This window comes from Rhizobium sp. C4, assembly GCF_021026315.1.
In the GTDB taxonomy this organism is placed as follows: Bacteria; Pseudomonadota; Alphaproteobacteria; order Rhizobiales; family Rhizobiaceae; genus Ensifer_A.
In genome coordinates this window covers 1-20,464 of record NZ_JAJNCX010000021.1, presented here as the reverse complement: position 1 = coordinate 20,464, position 20,464 = coordinate 1, and the positions used below count along the sequence as shown (strand labels likewise).

Genomic DNA, 20,464 nt, shown 5'->3' with positions numbered 1-20,464 from the left:
GTGGCTGGCTCAGTTCTTTGCAGGGGTGTCGGCAAGCGCGGATACGCCGACGATTTCTATCCCGCGGCCTTGCGCAGCGTCCACCCATTTCTTGATGGCGGTGATGCTTTCGTCGAAGCCGGCGGCGACGCCGATGGCGGTGCCGTTGCGGGCGGCCATGCGCTCCAGATCGTCAAGCTTCTTCAGGATGGCGCCCTGGTTCACCTCGGTGTCGAGTGTCAGGCTTGCAAAGGCATGCGGCACGGAAAGGGCGCCGGCCAGCTGGCCGCTGAGCGACTGGGCCGTTGAGCCGTCATCGAGGAACATCAGTCCGCGGGCGGCAATGTCGCGCATCACCGGTTCCAGCGCGTCGGGGTCGGAGAGGAACTTGCCGCCGAGATAGTTCATCACGCCGGTATAGCTGTCCATCCGTGCCATGTCCTGATGCAGGTTGGCGATGTTGGTGGCCGTCCCCTTGGAGGTCACGAGCGTGCCGGGGCCTGGATTGTTGTCCGGATAATCGAACGGCTCCATCGGAACCTGCAGCAGCACTTCGTGGCCGTTGCGGCGGGCTTCCGGCACCCAGCGCGACAGGCTGTTGCCATTGGCGGCAAAGGCCAGCGTCACCTCTTCCGGCAGGTCGCGCACGGCGCGCATCGTGCCGGTCTGGCTGATGCCGAGGCCGGAGACGACGATGGCGATGCGGGTTCCGCGGGCGCCGGACCATGAGCGGGCATAATAGTCGAACGGGCGCAGCCCATCCGGGCCGATCTTCGGCAGCTTGCCCTCGGGCGTGTCTTCGATCAGGTCCAGATTGGGCATGCCGGCCAGCCGACGCTCCTGCGTCTTGCCGGCATTGATCATGACCGGGCCGGAGCCGTCGCGTGCCTTCGGGGAATAGGTGGTGACGACCGAGCCATCGTCCATGGTCTGCTTGACCACGTTGGCGCCTTCCTGGCCATTGCCCTTGGAAAGGCCGCTGACATTGGCGCCGGGATTGCCGCCGGGGTTCGAGGGCTTGGCGGCTGCCTCTTTCGGCGGCGGAGGCATGCGGGCGTCGGGCAGCCTGTCGCCATAGAACCATGGCCAGACCGAGATACCGCCAATCACGACAAGGCCCGCAACCCAGGTGACGCCTGTCAGAATACGTCGAAAGGGGATACCGCCTTTCGACGTCCCCTTGCGATTCTGTCCGAGCGGCGCATGAAGGTCGCTGTTCACGAAAGCTCTTGCCTGGCTGGAACCGCGGCCCGGACGACGACAGATCGCCGTTCGTCCGGGCCATGGTGCATTACTTGGCCATCGTTACCTTGGTCGGGTCCGGCGGGAAGGAGGGGTCCGTCTTCACGCCGCGCAGCAGGTCGAGCGCATAGTGAAGCTGGACGTCGTCCTTCGGATCCGGCGGCACATAGGCGATGGAGCCGGAGCCTTCATTGGTTTCGCTCTGGCCCTTGATGTGGCCGGAGAGGCTCGATTCGCCCTCGACCTCAACCTTGCCCTTCAGATCATCCGGAACCGGCTCGTCGACCTTGATGTCCGGCGTGATGCCGGTGCCCTGGATCGAACGGCCCGACGGCGTGTAGTAGAGCGCCGTGGTCAGGCGCAGCGCGCCGTTGTCGCCGAGCTGGATGATCGTCTGGACCGAACCCTTGCCGAAGGAGCGCGTGCCGATCACGGTGGCGCGCTTCAGATCCTGGAGGGCGCCGGAGACGATTTCGGAGGCCGATGCCGTTCCGCCGTTGATCAGGACGATGATCGGCTTGCCATGCGAGAGGTCGCCCTCGGTCGCGTCGAAGCGGCGGGTTTCGCTCGCTTCGCGGCCGCGGGTGGAGACGATCTCGCCCTTGTTGAGGAAGGCGTCGGAGACGTCGATGGCCTGGTCGAGCAGACCGCCCGGGTTCAGGCGAAGATCGAGCACATAGCCCTTCAGCTTGTCGTCCGGAACCTGTGCCTGGATCTTGTCGATAGCCTTCTTCAGGTCGTCGAAGGTCTTTTCGGTGAAGGAGATGATGCGGAGATAGCCGACATCGCCCTCGACGCGAGACTTGACTGCCTGGACGGCAATGATGTCGCGCTTGACGGTGAATTCGAGCGGCTTGTCGGCGCCCTGGCGGATGACTTCCAGCTTGATCGGCTCGCCGACCTTGCCGCGCATCTTCTCGACCGCCTGGTTGAGCGTCAGGCCGCGAACGTCGGTGCCGTCGATCTTGGAAATATAGTCGCCGGAGAGAATGCCGGCCTTGGCGGCGGGCGTGTCCTCGATCGGGGTGACGACCTTGACGAGGTCCTTGTCCATCGTCACTTCGATGCCGAGACCGCCGAATTCACCCTTGGTCTGGGTGCGCATGTCGGCCGCCTGGTCGGAATTCATAAAGCTCGAATGCGGATCGAGCGAGGAAAGCATGCCGTTGATGGCCGCTTCGATCAGCTTCTTTTCATCCGGAGGCGTCACATATTGCGCGCGGACCCGTTCGAACACGTCGCCAAAAACCGACAGTTCCTTGTAGGTCGAGTTGCCGGCGGCCGAGGCGGGAACGCCGGCCGAATAGATGACGCTCATCGCCGTCGCGCCGAGAAGCGCACCCGCGACAAGAAGTGAAGCCTTACGTATCATTGCGAGCCTTTCCAATCTGAGGGGCGGTCCACCAGGGACGGGAATCAACCGGTTTACCGTTTTGCCTGAATTCAATGTAAATGCTTGGCCTGTCCGTGACCAGCGTCAATGCTGCGGCACTGGCCACTCTTTTTTCACCCATGACCGCCAGCGGCTCGCCCGCCACCACGAACTGGCCCGGCCGGACTGAGACACGCCCCATGCCCGACATGACGACGTGATAGCCGTCGCCGGGATTGAGGATGACCATCTGGCCGTAGCTGCGGAACGGCCCGGCATAAACCACCCAGCCATCCGCCGGCGCGGTGACGACGGCGCCCGGTGCGGTCGCCAGTGTCGTGCCCAGTGCGACGTGTCCGGTTCCGTCCGGATCGCCGAAATTGCGCACCACATCGCCCGCGGCCGGAAGCACCAGTTTACCGGTCAACTTGGCAAACGCATATGCGGGGGCAATGCGGTTTTTATCGGGCGGAAGCTGGCCGGGTGCGGCGCCCGCATTGGTCTGCGCCTTCGCGGCGGCGGCTGCATCGCGCACGGAGCCGATCTGGTCTTCCAGCGAACCGATGAGATCCTGAAGGTTGGCCGCCTTCTTGGCGAGATCTTCCGACTTCGCCCGCTCTTCGGCCAGCTGCTGTTCGGTCTTGGCGGCGTTCTTCTCGTTTTCCGCGATCAGGAGGTTCATGCGCCGCTGTTCCTCGAGGTTCGAGGTCATCAGCGTGGCAAGCGAGGTGCGCTCGTCGCCGATCTTCTTCTGGGTTTCCGCGAGTTTCGAGAGGTCGGCAACCAGCTTGTCGGTCTCGTGGCGGATGCCGGGAACGACAGCGCCCAGGAGAATGGCGCTGCGCACGGAAGACAGCGCGTCTTCAGGGGTGACGAGAAGTGCGGGCGGAGGGTTGCGGCCCATGCGCTGGAGTGCTGCCAGCACTTCTGCCAGCAGGCCGCGCCGTTCGTGCAGCGAGGCCTTGGCGACAGTCTCTTCGGTGCGCAGTTTGGAAAGCGACTTCTCGCCTTCTGAGATCCTGGTTTCCAGCTCCTTGCGCCGCGTGGCCGAGACGACCAGCGCATCGCGGATGCCGGCGGTGTTCTGCTTGAGATCGGCAATGCCCTTTTTCAGGGTCTCGACGCGTTCGTCGGAGAGGCTGATGGTCTTCGACAGCGCTTCGAGTTCCTGGCGCGTCGCCTCGCGCCGTGCGGCAAGATCGGCACTTGGATCTGCCGACGTGGCACTGGCTGCGGCGTCGGCGGCCGGGCGGTTCTGTTTCGGGGCGGTCGTTGCGTCCTGCGCATCGGAGCGGTGGACGGCGACAGGCGCGAGAACAAGCACCGGCAGCAGGGCGAGAGGCCAGAGGCCGCGCCGCGCCGTTTTTTCGTTCGTGATTGTCCGTCGTGTCATCACCACCGCATTCGCGTCCCGGCCAGACTTGATAAGCCGGCGAGCATAAAGACCCAAACCTTCGGCAAGCTTGTGTCCAAGTTGCGCTTTTTATCGCGTTTCCCGGCGGAAATCCGTTTCACACGTTTCCCGGAAATGCCGGATTGTGACGGATGTCTGTCAGGCCCGATGATAGGGGTGGCCGGAAAGAATGGTGACGGCGCGATAAAGCTGTTCAGCGGCCATGATGCGCACCAGCTGGTGCGGCCAGGTCATCTTGCCGAAGCAGATCTGCGCGTCCGCGCGGGCGACGAGTTCCGGGTCGAGACCGTCGGCGCCGCCGATCGCGATCATCAGGTCGCGCTTGCCGTCATCGCGGAAGCGGCCGATGAGGTTCGCAAACTCTTCCGAGCCGAGCGCCTTGCCGCGCTCGTCGAGCAGAATGAGGACAGCGCCATCCGGCAATGCCTTGTCGAGCATCGCGGCTTCTTCGCGCTTGCGGCCTTCTGGCTGCGGCAGGCGGCTTTCCTGGACTTCGACAACGCGGGAGAATTCAAGGCCGATGGCAGGTCCGGCCTTTGCAAAACGGTCGAGATAACGCGCCGCAAGATCCTTCTCCGGTCCGGCCTTCAGCCGTCCCACAGCGAAAAGTCCAACCCGCATCGTGCCACCTCGCAATCGTCATGTGACTGCTGCAAGGAAGGCGCGATCCGCGCCGACGCTTTTAATGCAGTCTGCCGTCTTCCATATCCGGAGCCTGCCACATCTTTTCGATGTTGTAGAACTCCCGGATTTCCGGACGGAACACATGCACGATTATGTCGCCCGTGTCGATCAGGACCCAATCGCCCGTCTCCAGACCTTCGACCCGGGGAAACCCGAGGCCTTCGTCCTTGAGATCGGTGATGAGGTGATCGGCGATGGCGCTGACATGGCGGTTCGATCGCCCGGAGACGACTACCATGTAGTCTCCCAGCGCCGATTTCCCGGCAATGTCGATGGTGACGATATCTTCAGCCTTGGAGTCTTCAAGACTGCCAAGAACCAGTTGAAGAGCGCGGGCCGCGGCTTCGACGCCAGTGTCCTTGCTCCGTGGGAGGCTGCGGGGGGCAGGTCCCTTGATATGTACTGTTGTCAGAGGTTTGCCTTTCTTTCCAAAAACACAGCACGTCACGTTGCGATTCAGGATCGCAAGAGGATGATACGCACCAAATTGCGAAGCTTTCAAGAAGTCAGTTCTGCGGATACAGAACTTGGCCTGTTAAGCCGCGACGAACTCTTTTCAAGCAAAATTCGCCGCGAAACACCGATCTTTGTCAGGAAAGTGGCGTCGTGGCTGACGGCGATGAAGGCGCCGCGATAGGCGTCGAGCGCGTCTTCCACCGCCTCGACCGATTCGATGTCGAGATGGTTCACCGGCTCGTCGAGCAGCAGGAGACCGGCCGGGTCTTCGCCGCCGATGGCGCAGGCAAGCGCCGCGCGCAGCCGCTCGCCGCCGGAGAGCACTGACGGCGTCAGCCGCGCCGCCTCGTTGCGGAAGTGGAAACGGGCAAGTGCGGCATAGGCTGCGTTGTCGGTCGCGCCCGGATTGAGACGGCGGAAATTGTCGACGAGGCTTGCGCCAAAATCGAGGATCGCCGCCGACTGGTCGAGATAGGCTAGCCGCACCGGGCAGCGGATGGCGCCCGAGGCGGGCTGAAGCTCTCCGGCAATCAGCCGGAGCAGCGTCGTCTTGCCCGCGCCGTTCGGACCTTCCAGCGCGATGCGCTCCGCACCGGTGACGGTCAGCGAGAGCCCGTCGATGACGCGCGGGATTTGCGGCGGACCGCCGGTGAGATTTTCCAGCGACAGAACGATCTTTCCGGAGGGGAGTTCTGCGCCTGAGAGGTGGAAATCGAGCTTGCGGGCGCGTTCCACGGCGTCTTTCGCTGAAGCAAGCCGCTCTTCCGCCTCAGATTGCTGGCGCAATGCCAGCCGCCCGAGACCGCCGGCAGAGCCTTCGGCGCGTTCCTTGGCGGCATCCAGCAGGATTTTCGGCTGGCCGGCGCTGGCGCGGCCCTTCCTGCCGGCCGCATCGCGCTTTTCCTTGCGCTGGCGGGCGGCTTCGATGTCGCGGGCTGTGCGTTCGGCTTGCTGCCGGGCGGAGGACAGCTCGCTTTCGGCGCGCTCTGTCGCGCGGGCTTTTTCGTTGCGGTAGAAACTGTAATTGCCGCCCCAGACGGTGACGCCAAGCGTGGTGATCTCGACGATCCGGTCCATCCGCTCCAGCAGATCGCGGTCGTGGCTGACGATGAGGAGGCCGCCTTTGAAGCTTTCCACGATGTCAGCGATGAAGGCGCGACCAGCGCGATCGAGATGGTTGGTCGGCTCGTCCATCAGCAGGAAATCCGGCTTCTCGGTGAGAAGACCGGCCAGCCGGGCGCGGGTCTGCTCGCCACCGCTCAGGGCTTTGAAGGGGCGATCCGGGTCGAGGCTGGCAAGACCGAGGCGGGCAAGCGATGCCTCCATCTCGGCCTCTATGGCCCAGTCGATCTGCTCCAGCTCGTCAGCTGTCGCCTCGCCGGAAAGGCCGCGGCGGAAGAGGGCGAGTTTATCGGCAAGGCCGATGCCTTGCGCTACGGTCGCGTCATCGGGCGTGTCCGGCCATTGGCGCAGATAGCCGATCGTACCGCGCCGCTGGACGGTGCCGGCGAGCGGTTCACGAAGGCCGACAATCAGCTCCAGCAGCGTCGTCTTGCCGGTGCCGTTGCGACCGACAAGGCCGGTGCGTTCGGGGCCGAAGCTCAGGTCGAGATTTTTGAAAAGCGTGTGACCGTCAGGCGCTGCGGCGGAAAGACCGGTGAGCGTGATGGCGGGTGTGTTGGAGCGCGTGGACATGATGAACCTTGAAGGCGGATGCAAAGACGGGCGAAAGCAGGGTCTTCGGCATCATGTTCATCGGTCTGGCTCCTGTTGGGGACAGGGGTAAGATAGGGGGCAATGCTCTGTCGGGCAAGGGGAGAGGCGTGGGTGCGCCGCTATGCGGGCCGCTTCAACAAGGGCAAAAGCGCCTCATCGACGATGCGCTCAAACTCGCGATGGGTCAGCGGGTGGCCAGTTATATGCGGGAAATTGATGAGCAGCCCAACGACCACCGCAAGCTGGATCGGCTCTTCGCCGGGTGCGCAGGCGCTTGGGCAGTTTGCATCAAGTTCACCGCGCGAAATCGCGCGTTCGATCGCGCCGGTGATCGCCGTCTTGACGCATCGGACAAAGCGGGAGCGCAGCCCGTCGACGGAGTTCGTGCCGCGCAGCGATGCTTCCAGCACCGTTGAAATGATGCGCTGGCGGTGGGGGTCGAGGCAGCCCGTGGCCTCGATCAGGCTTTCGATCAGATCATCGCGCAGTGCGCCCGAGCGGGCGCTGGTCGGGCTTGCCGGAAAGACCAGCGTATCGGTTGCATCGGCAATCAGGTCAGGAAGCGTCGCCCATCGGCGATAGATTGTGGCCTTGCCGACACCAGCCCTTGCGGCGACGGCTTCCATGCTCAGCGCCTCGGCGCCCACTTCGCTCAGCAGTGCGAGAACGGCCTCATGGATCAGCCTGTCCCTGCCGGCATCGCGTGTTCGGCCGGCCGTTCCTGCCGGCTTCTGCCGCGACGCGCCGGGAACCTCATTCTGCATCGGCTAGCTCCATTCAGGCCCGCATCGCGACCCGTTCGGCTGCCATGACATCGGCAATGATTTCAAGGCTGCGCTTGTGATCTTCAAATCCATGGATGGTCGCGTTTATCATCAACTCATCGGCTCCGGTTTCTCGTACCAGCGCGCGAAGTTTCTGTCCAACGCTCGTGGCGTCGCCCACGATATGGTCCGCTGCAAAGGCGTTGGCAGCCGCGATTTCCTCTTGAATCCAGGGATGCTCAGCCGCCTCCTGCGGGCTCGGCAGCGGCCCCAGCATGCCGCGCGCATGGCGGATATAGCCGAGCTTGCCGGAGCGCGCGACCCATTCCGCCTTCTCCTCAGTATCCGCGGCAACCACATTGGCCGCCAGGATGGCATAGGGGCTCGCGGTCGCACCCGGCACGAAATTGTTCTTGTAGGCACGGATGGCAGAGGCGGCGAGCTGCAGCGAGAAATGCCCGGCAAAGCCGAAAGGATAGCCTTGCGCGGCGGCAAGCTGGGCGCTGGCAAGGCTCGAACCCAGCACGATGAGCTTCGGGCGGGTTGCGCCTTTCGGCATGGCCGATATCTGCGCGTAAGGGTGGTTTGCCGGAAACCCGTCATGAAGGAAGCTGTCGAGTTCGGCGAGCTGTTGCGCGTAGTGGTTCGCGTCGGACCGCCGCAGCGCATGGGCGGTGACCCCGTCGGTTCCCGGCGCGCGACCCACACCCAGATCGATGCGGTCCGGGTGAAAGGCCTCCAGTGTCAGATAGCGTTCCGCGACGGAAAACGGCGCATGGTTGGGCAGCATGACCCCACCGGCACCGACCTTGATATGCGTCGTCCTGTCCGCAATCCGCATCGCGATCAGGTCCGGGGCCGTCGAGGCGACGGAGGCCATGTTGTGGTGCTCGGAGGTCCAGAACCGCACGTAGCCGAGGGATTCCGCGTGTCGTGCCAGTTCGACGGACTGGTTGAGAGCGGCGGTTTCGCTTTGGCCAGTGCCGACGACGGCAAAGTCGAGAACGGAAAGGGGGATCGGGCGGGACAAGGCAGCCTCCATAAAACGATACGATTGCGTATCGAAACGATATCGTATAGGAATGGCGCTGGCAATGTCCTTTTGCGCGATGCAAGGCATGCGCGCCCAAAAAGCATCTTCCTCCATCAGCCGGCTTCGCGCCCAGATTTCAGAGCAGTTCGCAATGACCCATCCTGTCACCGACGTCACGAAGGCCCCCAGTCGCAAGATGCTGCTGGGCGGCCAGATCCTCAATCACGGCTCCGCTGATGGTGCCTGGCGCTGGCCCGGCAACACGCCCGGTCTGCATTACGATCTGGACGCCATGGCCCATATCGCCAAGGTCGCCGAGCAGGGAAAATTCCAGCTGATCTTCATCGCCGATCACCCGGCGATGCGCGAAGACATCTCGCATTCCCCACCGACGGCGACGATCGAGCCGCTGATCATTACCAGCCATCTGATTGGCCAGACGAAGCAGATCGGCTTTGCCCTCACGCAGTCGACGACGTTCAACTTTCCCTACACGGTGGCGCGGCAGATGAAGGCGCTGGACGTGCTGAGCGGCGGCCGCATCGGCTGGAACGCCGTCACCACCAACGATCCGACCATTGGCGCCAACTATGGCTCCCACATCGATGATCGCGACACGCGTTATGCCCGGGCGCATGAGTTCATTCAGCTGGTGAGGGCGCTTTGGGACAGCTGGGGCAAGGACGCGCTGAAACTCGATGTCGAGCGCGGGATCTATGCCGATGTCAGCCAGATCCAGCCGATAAATCTCGGCGGTCAATTCGTGGCCTCTCGCGGCCCGCTGCCGACCCCGCCCTCGCCACAGGGCCAGCCGATCATCTTCCAGGCCGGCGGCGGCGCCGAGGGTCTTCAACTTGCCGGCATGTATGCGTCCGGCGTCTATTCCATGGTCACGGATATTGCGACGGGGCGGGCGCATCGGCAGGCACTGGACCGCGCCGCACTTGCCGCCGGGCGTGATCCGAGCGCGGTGAAACTCTTCATGGGGATTTTCACGACGGTTGCGGAGTCCGAGGAAGCAGCACTTGCCCGCAGGGAGGCCCTGCTGCAATTCGCCTCGATCCCGCTGGCGGCGAAACTGCATCATCTGTCCATGCTGGTCGGCATCCGGCTGACGATGGAGACGATCCGGGAGCCGCTTTCCGCCGAACGTCTGGCCGCACTGAGGCCGAACCTGAACTATCCGCATGCCGCAAGGGCCACAAAGCTTCTTCAGGATGGAAAATCGCCCTACGAGGTTCTGCTGCGCGATGTGACGGGTTTCCACACGACCATCATCGGCTCGCCAACTCAGGTCGCAGACCAGTTGCAGGAACTGTTCGAAGCGGGTGCCGCCGACGGGTTCTTCATCATGCCCGACGTCATCAGCGATGGTCTACCGGCCTTTGTCGAAGGCGTGGTGCCAATCCTCCAGAGCAGGGGCCTTTTCCAGTCCGACTACGAGGGAAGCACGCTGCGGGAGAATTTTGAGGCAACTGTGCCGAAAGTGACAGCATAGGCTCTATATTCGTTAGTCATATCTTACGTTTTGGGGCGTGGCGGCGGCGATGTATCGCAGCTTCGAAAAAGCTGCGATCGGCTCACTGGCCGTTCTTCTCCCGGATCAGCGTCGAGCTGAGCGTCGAGCGGGGGCCGTGGATAAAGGTCCAGGCGGGGGCCTTGCGGAAGGGGAGTGCGCGGGCTTCCGACTCGTCGACGCGGGCATAGTCGAAGGTCTTGGCCATCTTGGAGGAGAGATAGGCGAGCGTCGAACCCGGCCGGTCGATGACGGCGATCGGGTAGGTGGCGGCAATCTCCTGCCATTTCTGCCAGCGGTCGAAGGTCTTGAGATTATCCGCGCCCATGATCCAGACGAAATGGCAATCCGGGTTGCGCGCCTTCACCGCTGCCAGCGTCTCGGCGGTGTAGCTGTTGTTCATGCGCTTCTCGAATGCCGTCACCTGAATGCGCGGATCGGTCGCCATCTGCTCGCAAGCGGCAATGCGCTCGGCAAGCGGGGCGAGGCCATTGTGACTTTTCAACGGGTTGCCGGGCGTGACCATCCACCAGAGCCGGTCCAGTCCCAAGCGTTTCAGTGCGATTTCGGCGACGAGCTTGTGGCCCTCATGCGGCGGATTGAACGAGCCGCCGAACAGGCCGATGACCATGCCGCGCTCGGTGTGCGGCATGGTGAGATGACGTTCGGAAAGAGCCGCTTCCCTCTCCACGCGTCAGCCGGGCCTTACCTGGCCGTTGCCGCGCACCCGGTATTTGAACGAGGTGAGCTGCTCGACGCCGACGGGGCCGCGGGCATGCATCTTGCCGGTGGCGATGCCGATCTCGGCCCCCATGCCGAATTCGCCGCCATCGGCGAATTGCGTCGAGGCATTGTGGAGGAGAATGGCGCTGTCGATCTCGTTGAAGAAGCGCTCGACGGCGCTTGCATCTTCCGCAACGATGGCTTCGGTGTGGTTGGACGAATAGCGGGCGATATGCTCGATGGCCCCGCCAATGCCGTCCACCAGCGCCACGGAAATGATGGCGTCGAGATATTCGGTCGACCAGTCTTCTTCCGTTGCGGCTTTGAGGTTCGGCACGAGCGCCATGACCTCTTGCGAAGCGCGGATTTCGCAGCCTTTGGCGGCAAGGGCTTCGAGGATCGGCTTCAGGTGTGTCGCGGCGCAGGCGCGGTCGACGAGCAGGGTTTCGGCCGAGCCGCAAATGCCGGTGCGGCGCATCTTGGCGTTGACGGCGATCTCCACCGCCATGTCGAGCTTGGCCGACCTGTCGATATAGAGATGGCAGATGCCTTCCAGATGCGCGAAGACCGGCACGCGGGCTTCCGTTTGCACACGGGCGACGAGGCTCTTGCCGCCGCGCGGCACGATCACATCGAGATTGCCGTTGAGGCCGGCGAGCATCGCGCCGACGGCGGCGCGGTCGGTGGTCGGCACCATCTGGATGGCGGCTTCCGGCAGGCCGGCATCGTTGAGCCCGCGCACGAGGCAGGCATGGATGGCCTGCGAGGAATTGATCGAGTCCGAACCGCCACGCAGGATCACGGCATTGCCGGCCTTGAGGCAGAGCGCGCCGGCATCCGCCGTCACGTTCGGGCGGCTTTCATAGATCACGCCGATGACGCCGAGCGGCGTGCGGACGCGCTCGATATGCAGGCCGTTCGGACGGTCCCATTCGGCGATGACTTCGCCAACGGGGTCCTTCAGGTCGGCAATCGCGCGGATGCCGTTCGCCATGTCGCGGATGCGGGTTTCCGTCAGCGTCAGGCGATCGATGAAGGAGGCGGCCATGCCGGTTTCGCGGGCGTTTTCGAGATCCAGCGCATTGGCGGCCAGGATCTTGTCCATGTCGGCGATGATGTAGGTGGCCATGGCGGTCAGGGCCGCGTGCTTGCGCTCGGCAGAGGCGATGCTCAACGGTCGGGCGGCGGCACGGGCATTGCGCCCGATTTCGAGCATCAGCGTCTCGACTGCGGCCTTGTCCTTGGTTCCGTCCAACATCGTCTCATCCTTTCGCTTGAAGATGTCGTCTCAAGCCTTTTCCCGCGCTGCGGTCATCACGAGATCGTCGCGATGGACCATGGCAGAGCGGCCTGCATAGCCGAGAATTTCGGCAATTTCACTGCTTTTCTTGCCGAGAATCTGGCGTGCCTCGTCCGCATCGTAAGCAGACAGTCCGCGCGCGATCTCGGCTCCGGCCATGGTGACGATGGCCACCGTGTCGCCACGGGCAAAGTCGCCTTCCAGAGCCTTGACACCTGCAGGAAGCAGGCTCTTGCCGGAAAAGAGCGCCTTTTCGGCCCCTTCGTCCACCCGAATCCTGCCGGCCGGTTGCAGCTTGCCGGCAATCCAGGTCTTGCGCGCCGTCGAGGGGTTGCCCGAGGCGGTGAACCAGGAATGGTGGCCGCCGGCCTCGATGAGGGCGAGCGGATGGTCGGGCTTGCCGGACGCGATGATCATGGCGCAGCCGGCGGACGTTGCGATCTTGCCGGCGTCGATCTTGGTGCGCATGCCGCCGCGCGACAGTTCGGAGGCTGCCCCACCGGCCATCGCCTCGATCTGGGGGGTGATCGCAGGGATTTCCTCGATCAGCTTGGCATCCGGGTCGAGATGCGGGGGCGCGGTGTAGAGCCCGTCGATATCGGAGAGCAGGACCAGCAGGTCCGCGCCCACCATGGTGGCGACGCGGGCGGCGAGGCGATCATTGTCGCCATAGCGGATTTCGGTCGTGGCGACCGTGTCGTTCTCGTTGATGATCGGCACGGCGCCGAGCTTCAACAGCTGGTTCATCGTCTCGCGACCGTTGAGATAGCGGCGTCGCTCTTCCGTGTCGCCCAGCGTCAACAGGATCTGGCCGGCGACGATGGAATGGAAGGAGAGGCTTTCGGTCCAGGCGCGCGCCAGTGCGATCTGGCCGACGGCTGCGGCCGCCTGGCTTTCCTCGAGCTTCAGGATGCCCGAGGGCAGATCGAGCACGGTGCGGCCCATGGCAATCGCGCCGGAGGAGACGACGAGGACTTCGACGCCCGCCTTGCGGAGCGCCGCGATATCCTCGCAGACGGCATCGAGCCAGGCCTTCTTAAGTCCCGACTTGCGATCAACCAGCAGCGCCGAGCCGATCTTGATGACGATCCGCTTGGCGGCGGAAAGTTTCTTGCGTTTTGCGGGCATTGCTCACTCAGTCCCAGTCTTCTTCGTCACCGTCTTCGTCGAACATCGGCTCCTGCTTCGGCTTGCGGCCGGAATGGCCGTGCGCCGTGGTGGCCGATTGCACGCCCGGATCGGCGCGGCGGGCTTCGTCGATGATGCGGGCAAGCTCGCGCTGCACTTCGCGCATGCCGAGGCCCGTGATGGCGGAAATGGCGAGCGGTGTCTGGCCGGAGGCGCGCTTCAGCGAGGCGAGCTTCTTCTTCCGCTCATCCGGATCGACCACGTCGATCTGCGACAGCGCGACGATTTCGGTCTTGTCGGTGAGGCCGCCGCCATAGGCGTCGAGTTCCTTCTTGACCGTCTTGTAGGCCTTGCCGGCATTCTCTTCCATTGCGGAGACAAGATGCAGGATCACGCGGGTACGCTCGATATGGCCAAGGAAGCGGTCGCCAAGCCCGGTGCCTTCATGCGCGCCTTCGATGAGGCCCGGAATGTCGGCGATGATGAATTCGCGGCCGTCGACGGTTGCAACACCGAGGTTCGGATGCAGCGTCGTGAACGGATAGTTGGCGATCTTCGGCCGGGCGCGCGTCACGGTCGACAGGAACGTGGACTTGCCGGCATTGGGCAGGCCGACGAGGCCGGCATCGGCAATCAGCTTCAGGCGCAGCCAGAGCGTCTTTTCCTCGCCCGGAAGGCCGGGATTGGCCCATTGCGGAGCCTGGTTCGTCGGCGACTTGAAATGCGTGTTGCCGAAGCCGCCATTGCCGCCGGCGGCAAGCCGGAAGCGCTGGCCTTCGGAGACCATGTCGATGATCAGCGTTTCGCCGTCTTCCTCGAAGATCTGCGTGCCGACCGGCACTTTCAGCGTCACTTCCGCGCCCTTGGCGCCGGTGCGGTTACGGCCCATGCCATGCGTGCCGGTGCCTGCCTTGAAATGCTGCTGGAAGCGGAAATCGATGAGCGTGTTCAGGCCGTTGGCGGCCTCCACCCATACGTCGCCGCCGCGCCCGCCGTCACCGCCGTCGGGGCCGCCGAATTCGACAAATTTTTCGCGGCGGAAAGACACCGCGCCTGCGCCACCGTCACCCGAGCGGATGTATACCTTGGCTTCGTCCAGAAATTTCATAACTTACGTCTCAAAAATGAGGGCCGGCGCTCGGCATCACGGCAACAAGCGCACTCGATTGAGCCTTGCAATACAGGGGCTTGGCCGCAAGGTCAAAGGCAATCGTCAGGGTTGCTCTCGGGTTCAGGCCAAGCCGCGCCTGATGATCGCCGAATTTTGTCCAGTTGGGAAATTTTCAACAGGGACGAGTTGCTTTCATGGCGCAAATGAGCTTTTCTTTCGCCAAGCCCGAGGCAACGGGCGAAACCAAAAATATAAATGGGAAAAAATCGCCATGAAAAAATTGGCCCTTCTGCTGGCCGCTTCGGCGCTGGCCTCTGCCTTTGCAACTTCCGCATGGTCCAAGACGCTGGTTTACTGCTCGGAAGCCTCGCCCGAAGGCTTCGACCCCGCGCTCTACACCTCCGGCACGACCTTTGATGCGGCAAGCCGCACGGTCTATAACCGCCTGGTCGAGTTCAAGCATGGCTCCACCGAAACCGAGCCGGGTCTTGCCGAAAGCTACACGCTTTCCGCTGACGGCACCGTTTACACGTTCAAGCTCCGCAAGGGCGTGAAGTTCCAGAAGACGGACTTCTTTACCCCGACGCGTGACCTCAACGCCGACGACGTGATCTTCTCCTTCGAGCGCCAGCTCAAGGCAGACAATCCGTGGAACAAGTATGTCGAAGGCGCATCCTATGAATATGCCGACGGCATGGGCTTCCCGAAGCTGATCAAGTCGATCGAGAAGGTGGACGACCTGACGGTCAAGTTCACGCTCAACAAGCCGGAAGCGCCCTTCATCGCCGACCTCGCCATGGACTTCGCCTCCATCGTGTCGAAGGAATATGCCGACAAGCTCGCCGCCGACAAGAACATGGCGCAGATGAACCAGAAGCCGCTCGGCACTGGTCCCTACACCTTCGTCGGCTACCAGCAGGATGCCGTCATCCGCTTCCAGGCGAATGCCGACTACTGGGGCAACAAACAGAAGATCAGCGACCTCGTCTTCGCAATCACGCCGGATGCTTCCGTGCGTGCGCAGAAGCTGAAGGCCGGCGAGTGCCATGTCACGGTTTATCCGAACGCTGCCGATGTCCAGGGCCTGAAGGGTGATGCCAACCTCACCGTTGCATCGCAGGAAGGCCTGAACGTCGCCTACCTCGCCTACAACACGATGCAGGCTCCGTTCGACAAGCCGGAAGTGCGCAAGGCGCTGAACTCCGCGATCAACAAGCAGGCGATCGTCGACGCCGTCTTCCAGGGCGCGGCCAAGGTTGCCAAGAACCCGATCCCGCCGACCATGTGGTCCTATAACGACAAGGTCGAAGACGACAAGTATGATCCGGCTGCCGCCAAGGCCGCTCTCGAAAAGGCCGGCGTCAAGGATCTTTCGATGAAGATCTGGGCGATGCCCGTGTCGCGTCCCTACATGCTGAACGCCCGCCGTGCGGCCGAACTCATGCAGGCCGACTTCGCCAAGGTTGGCGTCAAGGTCGAGATCGTGACCTATGAATGGGCCGAATATCTGAAGCAGTCCAAGGCCAAGGATCGTGACGGCGCCGTCATGCTCGGCTGGACCGGCGACAACGGCGATCCGGACAACTTCCTCGACACGCTGCTCGGCTGCGATGCCGTCGGTGGCAACAACCGCGCGCAGTGGTGCGACAAGGACTTCGACGCCCTGGTGAAGAAGGCCAAGGTCACCGCCGATCAGGCCGAGCGCACCAAGCTCTATGAAGAAGCCCAGGTTGTCTTCAAGAAGCAGGCTCCGTGGGCCACGCTCGACCACTCGCTGGTCTTCGTGCCGATGAGCAAGAAGGTCTCCGGCTTCAAGGTCGATCCGCTCGGTTACCATCGCTTCGACGACGTCGACGTCGCTGAATAATCCGCAGTCCTTTCGCGCAGCCGGGGGTTCTCTTTCTTGAGGGCCCCCGGCTGTGCTCAATCGGAGTATTGCCGATGCTGCGTTTCATCCTCGGCCGGCTTGCGATCCTCATCCCGACATTCATCGGGGTGGCGCTGATCGCGTTTTCGTTTATCCGCCTGCTTCCGGGCGACCCTGTCATGCTCATGTCGGGCGAACGGGTGATGTCGGAAGAAAAACACGCCCAGATCATGCATGATCTCGGCTATGACCAGCCCATCGCAGTGCAGTTCGTCGACTATCTCGGCAAGATCGCCCATGGCGACCTTGGCCGCTCGGTCGTGACGAAGAAGCCTGTGCTGGAAGATTTCAAGGCGCTGTTTCCGGCGACGCTGGAACTGTCCATCTGTGCCATCATCGTTGCCATCCTGCTCGGCATTCCGGCGGGCGTGATTGCGGCGGTCAGGCGCGGCTCGTGGGTCGACCAGACGTTGATGGGGGCCGCCCTTGTCGGCTATTCCATGCCGATCTTCTGGTGGGGTCTGCTGCTCATCATCTTCTTTTCCGGTTTTCTCGGCTGGACGCCCGTGTCGGGGCGCATCTCGCTGATGTATTTCTTCAAGCCGGTCACCGGCTTCATGCTGATCGACAGTCTGCTGTCGGGCCAGAAGGGAGCGTTTGCCTCCGCCTTCAGCCATCTGATCCTGCCGACCATCGTGCTCGCGACGATCCCGCTGGCCGTCATCGCGCGGCAGACGCGTTCGGCCATGCTGGAAGTTCTGGGCGAGGATTATGTGCGTACGGCGCGCTCCAAGGGCCTGTCGCCCTTCCGCGTTGTCGGCTTTCATGCGCTGCGAAACGCGCTGATCCCGGTTGTGACCACGATCGGCCTTCAGGTCGGCGTGCTGCTCGCCGGCGCGATCCTGACCGAGACGATCTTCTCCTGGCCGGGCATCGGCAAGTGGATGGTCGATGCCGTTTTCAAGCGCGACTATCCGGTCGTTCAGGGCGGGCTGCTCTTGATTGCTGCGATCATCATGATCGTCAATCTCATCGTTGACATCACCTACGGGTTCATCAACCCGCGCATCCGGCGATAGTGGGGGCGGACATGACTGACACCACACAAAACGTCGTCAAGCCGCAATCCGCGCTTGGCGAATTCTGGTATTATTTCACGCGCTCCAAGGGTGCGGTGATCGGCCTTGCGGTCTTCGTCATCGTCGTCCTGATGGCCGTGTTCGCACCGTTGATCGCGCCGCATCTGCCCAATGAGCAGGACCGCGCGCTTCTCCTCCTGCCGCCTTCGTGGATGGAGGGCGGCAAGGCCTCCTTCCTCCTCGGCACCGATCCGGTCGGCCGCGATATCTTCTCGCGTCTCGTCTATGGCGCACGCTTCTCGCTGTTCATCGGCGTCGTGGTCGTGTCGCTCTCGGTGGTTCTCGGCGTGGTCATCGGCCTGATTGCCGGCTTTGCAGGCGGCAAGACCGATATCGTGATCATGCGCATCATGGACATCATCCTCGCCTTCCCGTCGCTGCTTCTGGCGCTCGTGCTGGTCGCGGTCCTGGGGCCGGGCCTGATGAATGCGATGATGGCGATCGCGCTCGTCAACCTGCCGCATTTCGTGCGGCTGACGCGCGCCTCGGTGATGACGGAAAAGACCAAGGACTATGTCGTCGGTTCCCGCGTCGCCGGCGCACGCTGGCCCAGATTGATGTTCATCACCATCCTGCCAAACTGTCTGGCGCCGCTGATCGTGCAGGCGACGCTGGCCTTCTCGGCGGCGATCCTCGATGCGGCGGCACTCGGCTTTCTCGGCATGGGCGCGCAGCCGCCGACGCCGGAATGGGGAACGATGCTGGCGGAAGCCCGCGAGTTCATCAGCCGCGCCTGGTGGGTCGTCACCTTCCCTGGTCTCGCCATCCTCATCACGGTGCTGGCGATCAACCTCATGGGCGATGGCCTGCGCGATGCGCTCGATCCCAAGCTGAAGAGGTCCTGACATGGCACTTCTTGAAATTGCAAACCTTACGGTGGAATTCCAGACGGCCAGCGGCGTGTTCCGCGCGGTCGATGGCGTTTCGCTGACCTGCGACAAGGGCGAAATCCTCGCCATTGTCGGTGAATCCGGCTCGGGCAAGTCGGTGGCGATGCTGGCCGTCATGGGGCTTCTGCCCTGGACGGCGAAGATCACCGCCGACCGCATGGCCTTTGACGGCAAGGACCTTCGGGGAATGAGCGCCCGCGAGCGCCGCAGGATCATCGGCAAGGACATTGCCATGATCTTCCAGGAGCCGATGTCGAGCCTCAATCCGTGTTTCACGGTCGGCTATCAGCTCGGCGAGACGCTGAAGCTGCATATGGGCCTCAACCGGGCAGAGCGGCGGGCGCGCTCGATCGAGCTGTTGCAGCTCGTCGGCATTCCGGCCCCCGAAGACCGGCTCTCCAACTTTCCGCACCAGATGTCGGGCGGCATGAGCCAGCGCGTCATGATCGCCATGGCGCTCGCCTGCAATCCAAAGCTTCTGATTGCCGACGAGCCGACCACGGCGCTCGACGTGACGATCCAGGCGCAGATCCTCGAACTGCTGGTCCGCCTGCAGCGCGAGAAGGGCATGGCGCTGGTGCTGATCACCCATGACATGGGCGTGGTGGCGGAAACCGCCGAGCGCGTTCAGGTGCAATATGCGGGGCAGAAGGTGGAAGAGCAGCCGGTGAAGGCGCTGTTTGCCGATCCGCATCATCCCTATACGGCAGGTCTCCTTGCCTCGCTGCCGGAGCGTGCGGTCGAGGGCTCACGGCTGCCGTCGATCCCGGGCGTCGTGCCCGGCCAGTTCGACCGGCCGCCGGGCTGTCTCTTCGCGCCGCGCTGCAGCTTTGCGGACGCGGCCTGTCAGACGAAACCGCCGCGCCAAGGCCCGGCATTGGGCAATGCGCTCTGTTTCTATCCGCTGGTCGGTGGCGAGCCGCAACGTCTGGGAGGTGCGGCATGAACGATGTCGTGATGGAAGGCCGCGACCTCAAGCGGTATTACGAAGCGGGTCGCAAGCTCTTCAAGCCGGCGGCGACTGTCAAGGCGCTGAACGGCGTCAGCTTCAAGCTCGAACGCGGCAAGACGCTTGCCGTGGTGGGCGAATCGGGCTGCGGGAAATCGACGCTTGCCCGGCTGGCCACCATGATCGAAACGCCGTCCGAGGGCGAGCTGACGATTGGCGGCAAGCCGGCGCTGGTCGGCGATGCGAGCTTACGCTCGCGCGTGCAGATCGTGTTCCAGAACCCCTATGGCTCGCTCAATCCGCGCCAGAAGGTCGGCGACATTCTGGAAGAGCCGTTGAAGATCAACACCAAGCTTTCCGCTGCCGAGCGCCGCGCGAAGGTCGAGGACATGATGAAGCGCGTGGGGCTCCGGCCTGAACATTACGGGCGCTACCCGCACATGTTCTCCGGCGGCCAGCGCCAGCGCATCGCCATTGCCCGCGCGCTGATGCTCAATCCGGATATTCTCGTGCTCGACGAGCCCGTCTCGGCGCTCGACCTGTCGATCCAGGCGCAGGTGCTGAACCTCTTGATGGACCTGCAGGAGGAGATGGGTCTCGCCTATCTCTTCATCTCGCACGGGCTTTCGGTGGTGAAGCATATTTCCGACGACGTGATGGTCATGTATCTCGGCCGACCGGTGGAAGAGGGGGCGGCAGACCAGGTCTTCGCCCATCCGCGCCATCCCTACACGGCTGCTCTTCTGTCAGCGACGCCCGTTGCCGATCCGGGCCGCGAAAAGACCCGCATCAGCCTCACCGGCGAATTGCCGTCGCCGCTGAAGCCACCGTCCGGCTGTCCATTCCATCCGCGCTGCTGGCGGGCGACGGATGTCTGCAAGGCGGGGATGCCGGCGCTGACGGGGGATGCGGGGCACAAGTTCGCGTGTCATCATCCGCTGGATTAAGGGCTCGGTCTCAGGTCGCTTGTGCGGGGACACCCCCCTCTGTCCTGCCGGACATCTCACCCGCAAGGGGGGAGATTGACCTGTGGCGCTGCTCCATCCGTCTCCCCCCTTGGGACCGTTGCAAAATTCCACTGATATGATTCACTGGTTCTGCAGCGGCTGGAGGCGGTGGGATGTCAGTTCGTCGGGAAGGTCAGTTCAGTTTTGTAGATGCTCTGATGCCGCAGGGTGGCG

At 63.3% G+C, this 20,464-nt stretch carries 18 protein-coding genes; 6 read left to right on the top strand and 12 right to left on the bottom strand.

Features of this window, described 5'->3' with window-relative positions; translation table 11 throughout:
• Window positions 1-9: 9 nt before the first annotated feature.
• The 8 genes from LQK84_RS23370 to LQK84_RS23335 form a co-directional block, all read right to left on the bottom strand.
• Complete coding sequence (locus LQK84_RS23370; RefSeq protein ID WP_230831209.1) at window positions 10-1,200, bottom strand: divergent polysaccharide deacetylase family protein; 1,191 nt, start codon at window positions 1,198-1,200, stop codon at window positions 10-12.
• 70 nt (window positions 1,201-1,270) lie between these two features.
• Window positions 1,271-2,593 (bottom strand): S41 family peptidase, encoded by a 1,323-nt coding sequence (locus LQK84_RS23365; protein WP_230831208.1) that lies wholly within the window; start codon window positions 2,591-2,593, stop codon window positions 1,271-1,273.
• Window positions 2,583-3,986: a murein hydrolase activator EnvC family protein gene (locus LQK84_RS23360; RefSeq protein ID WP_230831207.1), complete on the bottom strand. Its 1,404-nt coding sequence runs from the start codon at window positions 3,984-3,986 to the stop codon at window positions 2,583-2,585. Before LQK84_RS23360 ends, LQK84_RS23365 begins: the two co-directional genes overlap by 11 nt.
• A gap of 159 nt (window positions 3,987-4,145) precedes the next feature.
• On the bottom strand, window positions 4,146-4,628 hold the full coding sequence (gene rlmH / locus LQK84_RS23355) for a 23S rRNA (pseudouridine(1915)-N(3))-methyltransferase RlmH (RefSeq protein ID WP_230831206.1): 483 nt from the start codon (window positions 4,626-4,628) through the stop codon (window positions 4,146-4,148).
• A 61-nt stretch (window positions 4,629-4,689) separates the two neighbouring features.
• A complete protein-coding gene (rsfS, locus tag LQK84_RS23350; RefSeq protein WP_230831221.1) occupies window positions 4,690-5,139 on the bottom strand; it encodes a ribosome silencing factor in 450 nt (149 codons plus the stop codon).
• 50 nt (window positions 5,140-5,189) lie between these two features.
• The gene (locus LQK84_RS23345) at window positions 5,190-6,842 is read right to left on the bottom strand and encodes an ABC-F family ATP-binding cassette domain-containing protein (protein ID WP_230831205.1); all 1,653 of its coding nucleotides are present in this window, start codon (window positions 6,840-6,842) and stop codon (window positions 5,190-5,192) included.
• A gap of 140 nt (window positions 6,843-6,982) precedes the next feature.
• Complete coding sequence (locus LQK84_RS23340; protein WP_230831204.1) at window positions 6,983-7,627, bottom strand: TetR/AcrR family transcriptional regulator; 645 nt, start codon at window positions 7,625-7,627, stop codon at window positions 6,983-6,985.
• 13 nt (window positions 7,628-7,640) lie between these two features.
• Window positions 7,641-8,657, bottom strand: a complete 1,017-nt coding sequence (locus LQK84_RS23335; RefSeq protein WP_230831203.1) for an LLM class flavin-dependent oxidoreductase — start codon at window positions 8,655-8,657, stop codon at window positions 7,641-7,643.
• Between the two features lie 154 nt (window positions 8,658-8,811).
• Here LQK84_RS23335 and LQK84_RS23330 point away from each other — a divergent pair, with 154 nt between their 5' ends.
• Entirely contained in the window at window positions 8,812-10,158 is a 1,347-nt protein-coding gene (locus LQK84_RS23330) for an NtaA/DmoA family FMN-dependent monooxygenase (RefSeq protein ID WP_230831202.1), read from the top strand.
• An 82-nt stretch (window positions 10,159-10,240) separates the two neighbouring features.
• Here the strand turns inward: LQK84_RS23330 and LQK84_RS23325 are convergent, their stop codons facing one another.
• Genes LQK84_RS23325 through obgE form a run of 4 tightly spaced genes read right to left on the bottom strand, consistent with a single transcriptional unit; the run spans window position 10,241 to window position 14,435 of the window.
• Window positions 10,241-10,828, bottom strand: a complete 588-nt coding sequence (locus LQK84_RS23325; RefSeq protein WP_230831220.1) for a nicotinate-nucleotide adenylyltransferase — start codon at window positions 10,826-10,828, stop codon at window positions 10,241-10,243.
• A 42-nt stretch (window positions 10,829-10,870) separates the two neighbouring features.
• A complete protein-coding gene (locus tag LQK84_RS23320; RefSeq protein WP_230831201.1) occupies window positions 10,871-12,157 on the bottom strand; it encodes a glutamate-5-semialdehyde dehydrogenase in 1,287 nt (428 codons plus the stop codon).
• 30 nt (window positions 12,158-12,187) lie between these two features.
• A complete protein-coding gene (gene proB, locus LQK84_RS23315; protein ID WP_230831200.1) occupies window positions 12,188-13,327 on the bottom strand; it encodes a glutamate 5-kinase in 1,140 nt (379 codons plus the stop codon).
• Between the two features lie 7 nt (window positions 13,328-13,334).
• Complete coding sequence (obgE, locus tag LQK84_RS23310; RefSeq protein ID WP_230831199.1) at window positions 13,335-14,435, bottom strand: GTPase ObgE; 1,101 nt, start codon at window positions 14,433-14,435, stop codon at window positions 13,335-13,337.
• 274 nt (window positions 14,436-14,709) lie between these two features.
• On the opposite strand from obgE, the gene LQK84_RS23305 reads away from it, so the two are divergent.
• The 5 genes from LQK84_RS23305 to LQK84_RS23285 all read left to right on the top strand — a co-directional run bounded on the left by LQK84_RS23305 (window position 14,710) and on the right by LQK84_RS23285 (window position 20,230).
• A complete protein-coding gene (locus LQK84_RS23305; protein WP_230831198.1) occupies window positions 14,710-16,305 on the top strand; it encodes an ABC transporter substrate-binding protein in 1,596 nt (531 codons plus the stop codon).
• A 74-nt stretch (window positions 16,306-16,379) separates the two neighbouring features.
• Window positions 16,380-17,384, top strand: a complete 1,005-nt coding sequence (locus tag LQK84_RS23300) for an ABC transporter permease subunit (protein ID WP_230831197.1) — start codon at window positions 16,380-16,382, stop codon at window positions 17,382-17,384.
• Between the two features lie 11 nt (window positions 17,385-17,395).
• The gene (locus LQK84_RS23295) at window positions 17,396-18,289 is read left to right on the top strand and encodes an ABC transporter permease subunit (RefSeq protein WP_230831196.1); all 894 of its coding nucleotides are present in this window, start codon (window positions 17,396-17,398) and stop codon (window positions 18,287-18,289) included.
• A 1-nt stretch (window position 18,290) separates the two neighbouring features.
• On the top strand, window positions 18,291-19,280 hold the full coding sequence (locus LQK84_RS23290) for an ABC transporter ATP-binding protein (RefSeq protein WP_230831195.1): 990 nt from the start codon (window positions 18,291-18,293) through the stop codon (window positions 19,278-19,280).
• Window positions 19,277-20,230: a peptide ABC transporter ATP-binding protein gene (locus LQK84_RS23285; protein WP_230831194.1), complete on the top strand. Its 954-nt coding sequence runs from the start codon at window positions 19,277-19,279 to the stop codon at window positions 20,228-20,230. The genes LQK84_RS23290 and LQK84_RS23285 overlap by 4 nt, the downstream gene beginning before the upstream one ends.
• Window positions 20,231-20,464 lie beyond the last annotated feature (234 nt).

Coding starts and splice junctions, on each gene's coding strand:
- LQK84_RS23305 (WP_230831198.1), top strand. CDS start 14,710: ATGAAAAAATTGGCCCTTCTGCTGGCCGCTTCGGCGCTGGCCTCTGCC.
- LQK84_RS23300 (WP_230831197.1), top strand. CDS start 16,380: ATGCTGCGTTTCATCCTCGGCCGGCTTGCGATCCTCATCCCGACATTC.
- obgE (WP_230831199.1), bottom strand. CDS start 14,435: ATGAAATTTCTGGACGAAGCCAAGGTATACATCCGCTCGGGTGACGGT.
- LQK84_RS23360 (WP_230831207.1), bottom strand. CDS start 3,986: ATGACACGACGGACAATCACGAACGAAAAAACGGCGCGGCGCGGCCTC.
- rlmH (WP_230831206.1), bottom strand. CDS start 4,628: ATGCGGGTTGGACTTTTCGCTGTGGGACGGCTGAAGGCCGGACCGGAG.
- LQK84_RS23290 (WP_230831195.1), top strand. CDS start 18,291: ATGGCACTTCTTGAAATTGCAAACCTTACGGTGGAATTCCAGACGGCC.
- LQK84_RS23325 (WP_230831220.1), bottom strand. CDS start 10,828: ATGCCGCACACCGAGCGCGGCATGGTCATCGGCCTGTTCGGCGGCTCG.
- LQK84_RS23340 (WP_230831204.1), bottom strand. CDS start 7,627: ATGCAGAATGAGGTTCCCGGCGCGTCGCGGCAGAAGCCGGCAGGAACG.
- LQK84_RS23295 (WP_230831196.1), top strand. CDS start 17,396: ATGACTGACACCACACAAAACGTCGTCAAGCCGCAATCCGCGCTTGGC.
- LQK84_RS23330 (WP_230831202.1), top strand. CDS start 8,812: ATGACCCATCCTGTCACCGACGTCACGAAGGCCCCCAGTCGCAAGATG.
- LQK84_RS23320 (WP_230831201.1), bottom strand. CDS start 12,157: ATGTTGGACGGAACCAAGGACAAGGCCGCAGTCGAGACGCTGATGCTC.
- proB (WP_230831200.1), bottom strand. CDS start 13,327: ATGCCCGCAAAACGCAAGAAACTTTCCGCCGCCAAGCGGATCGTCATC.
- LQK84_RS23365 (WP_230831208.1), bottom strand. CDS start 2,593: ATGATACGTAAGGCTTCACTTCTTGTCGCGGGTGCGCTTCTCGGCGCG.
- LQK84_RS23345 (WP_230831205.1), bottom strand. CDS start 6,842: ATGTCCACGCGCTCCAACACACCCGCCATCACGCTCACCGGTCTTTCC.
- LQK84_RS23285 (WP_230831194.1), top strand. CDS start 19,277: ATGAACGATGTCGTGATGGAAGGCCGCGACCTCAAGCGGTATTACGAA.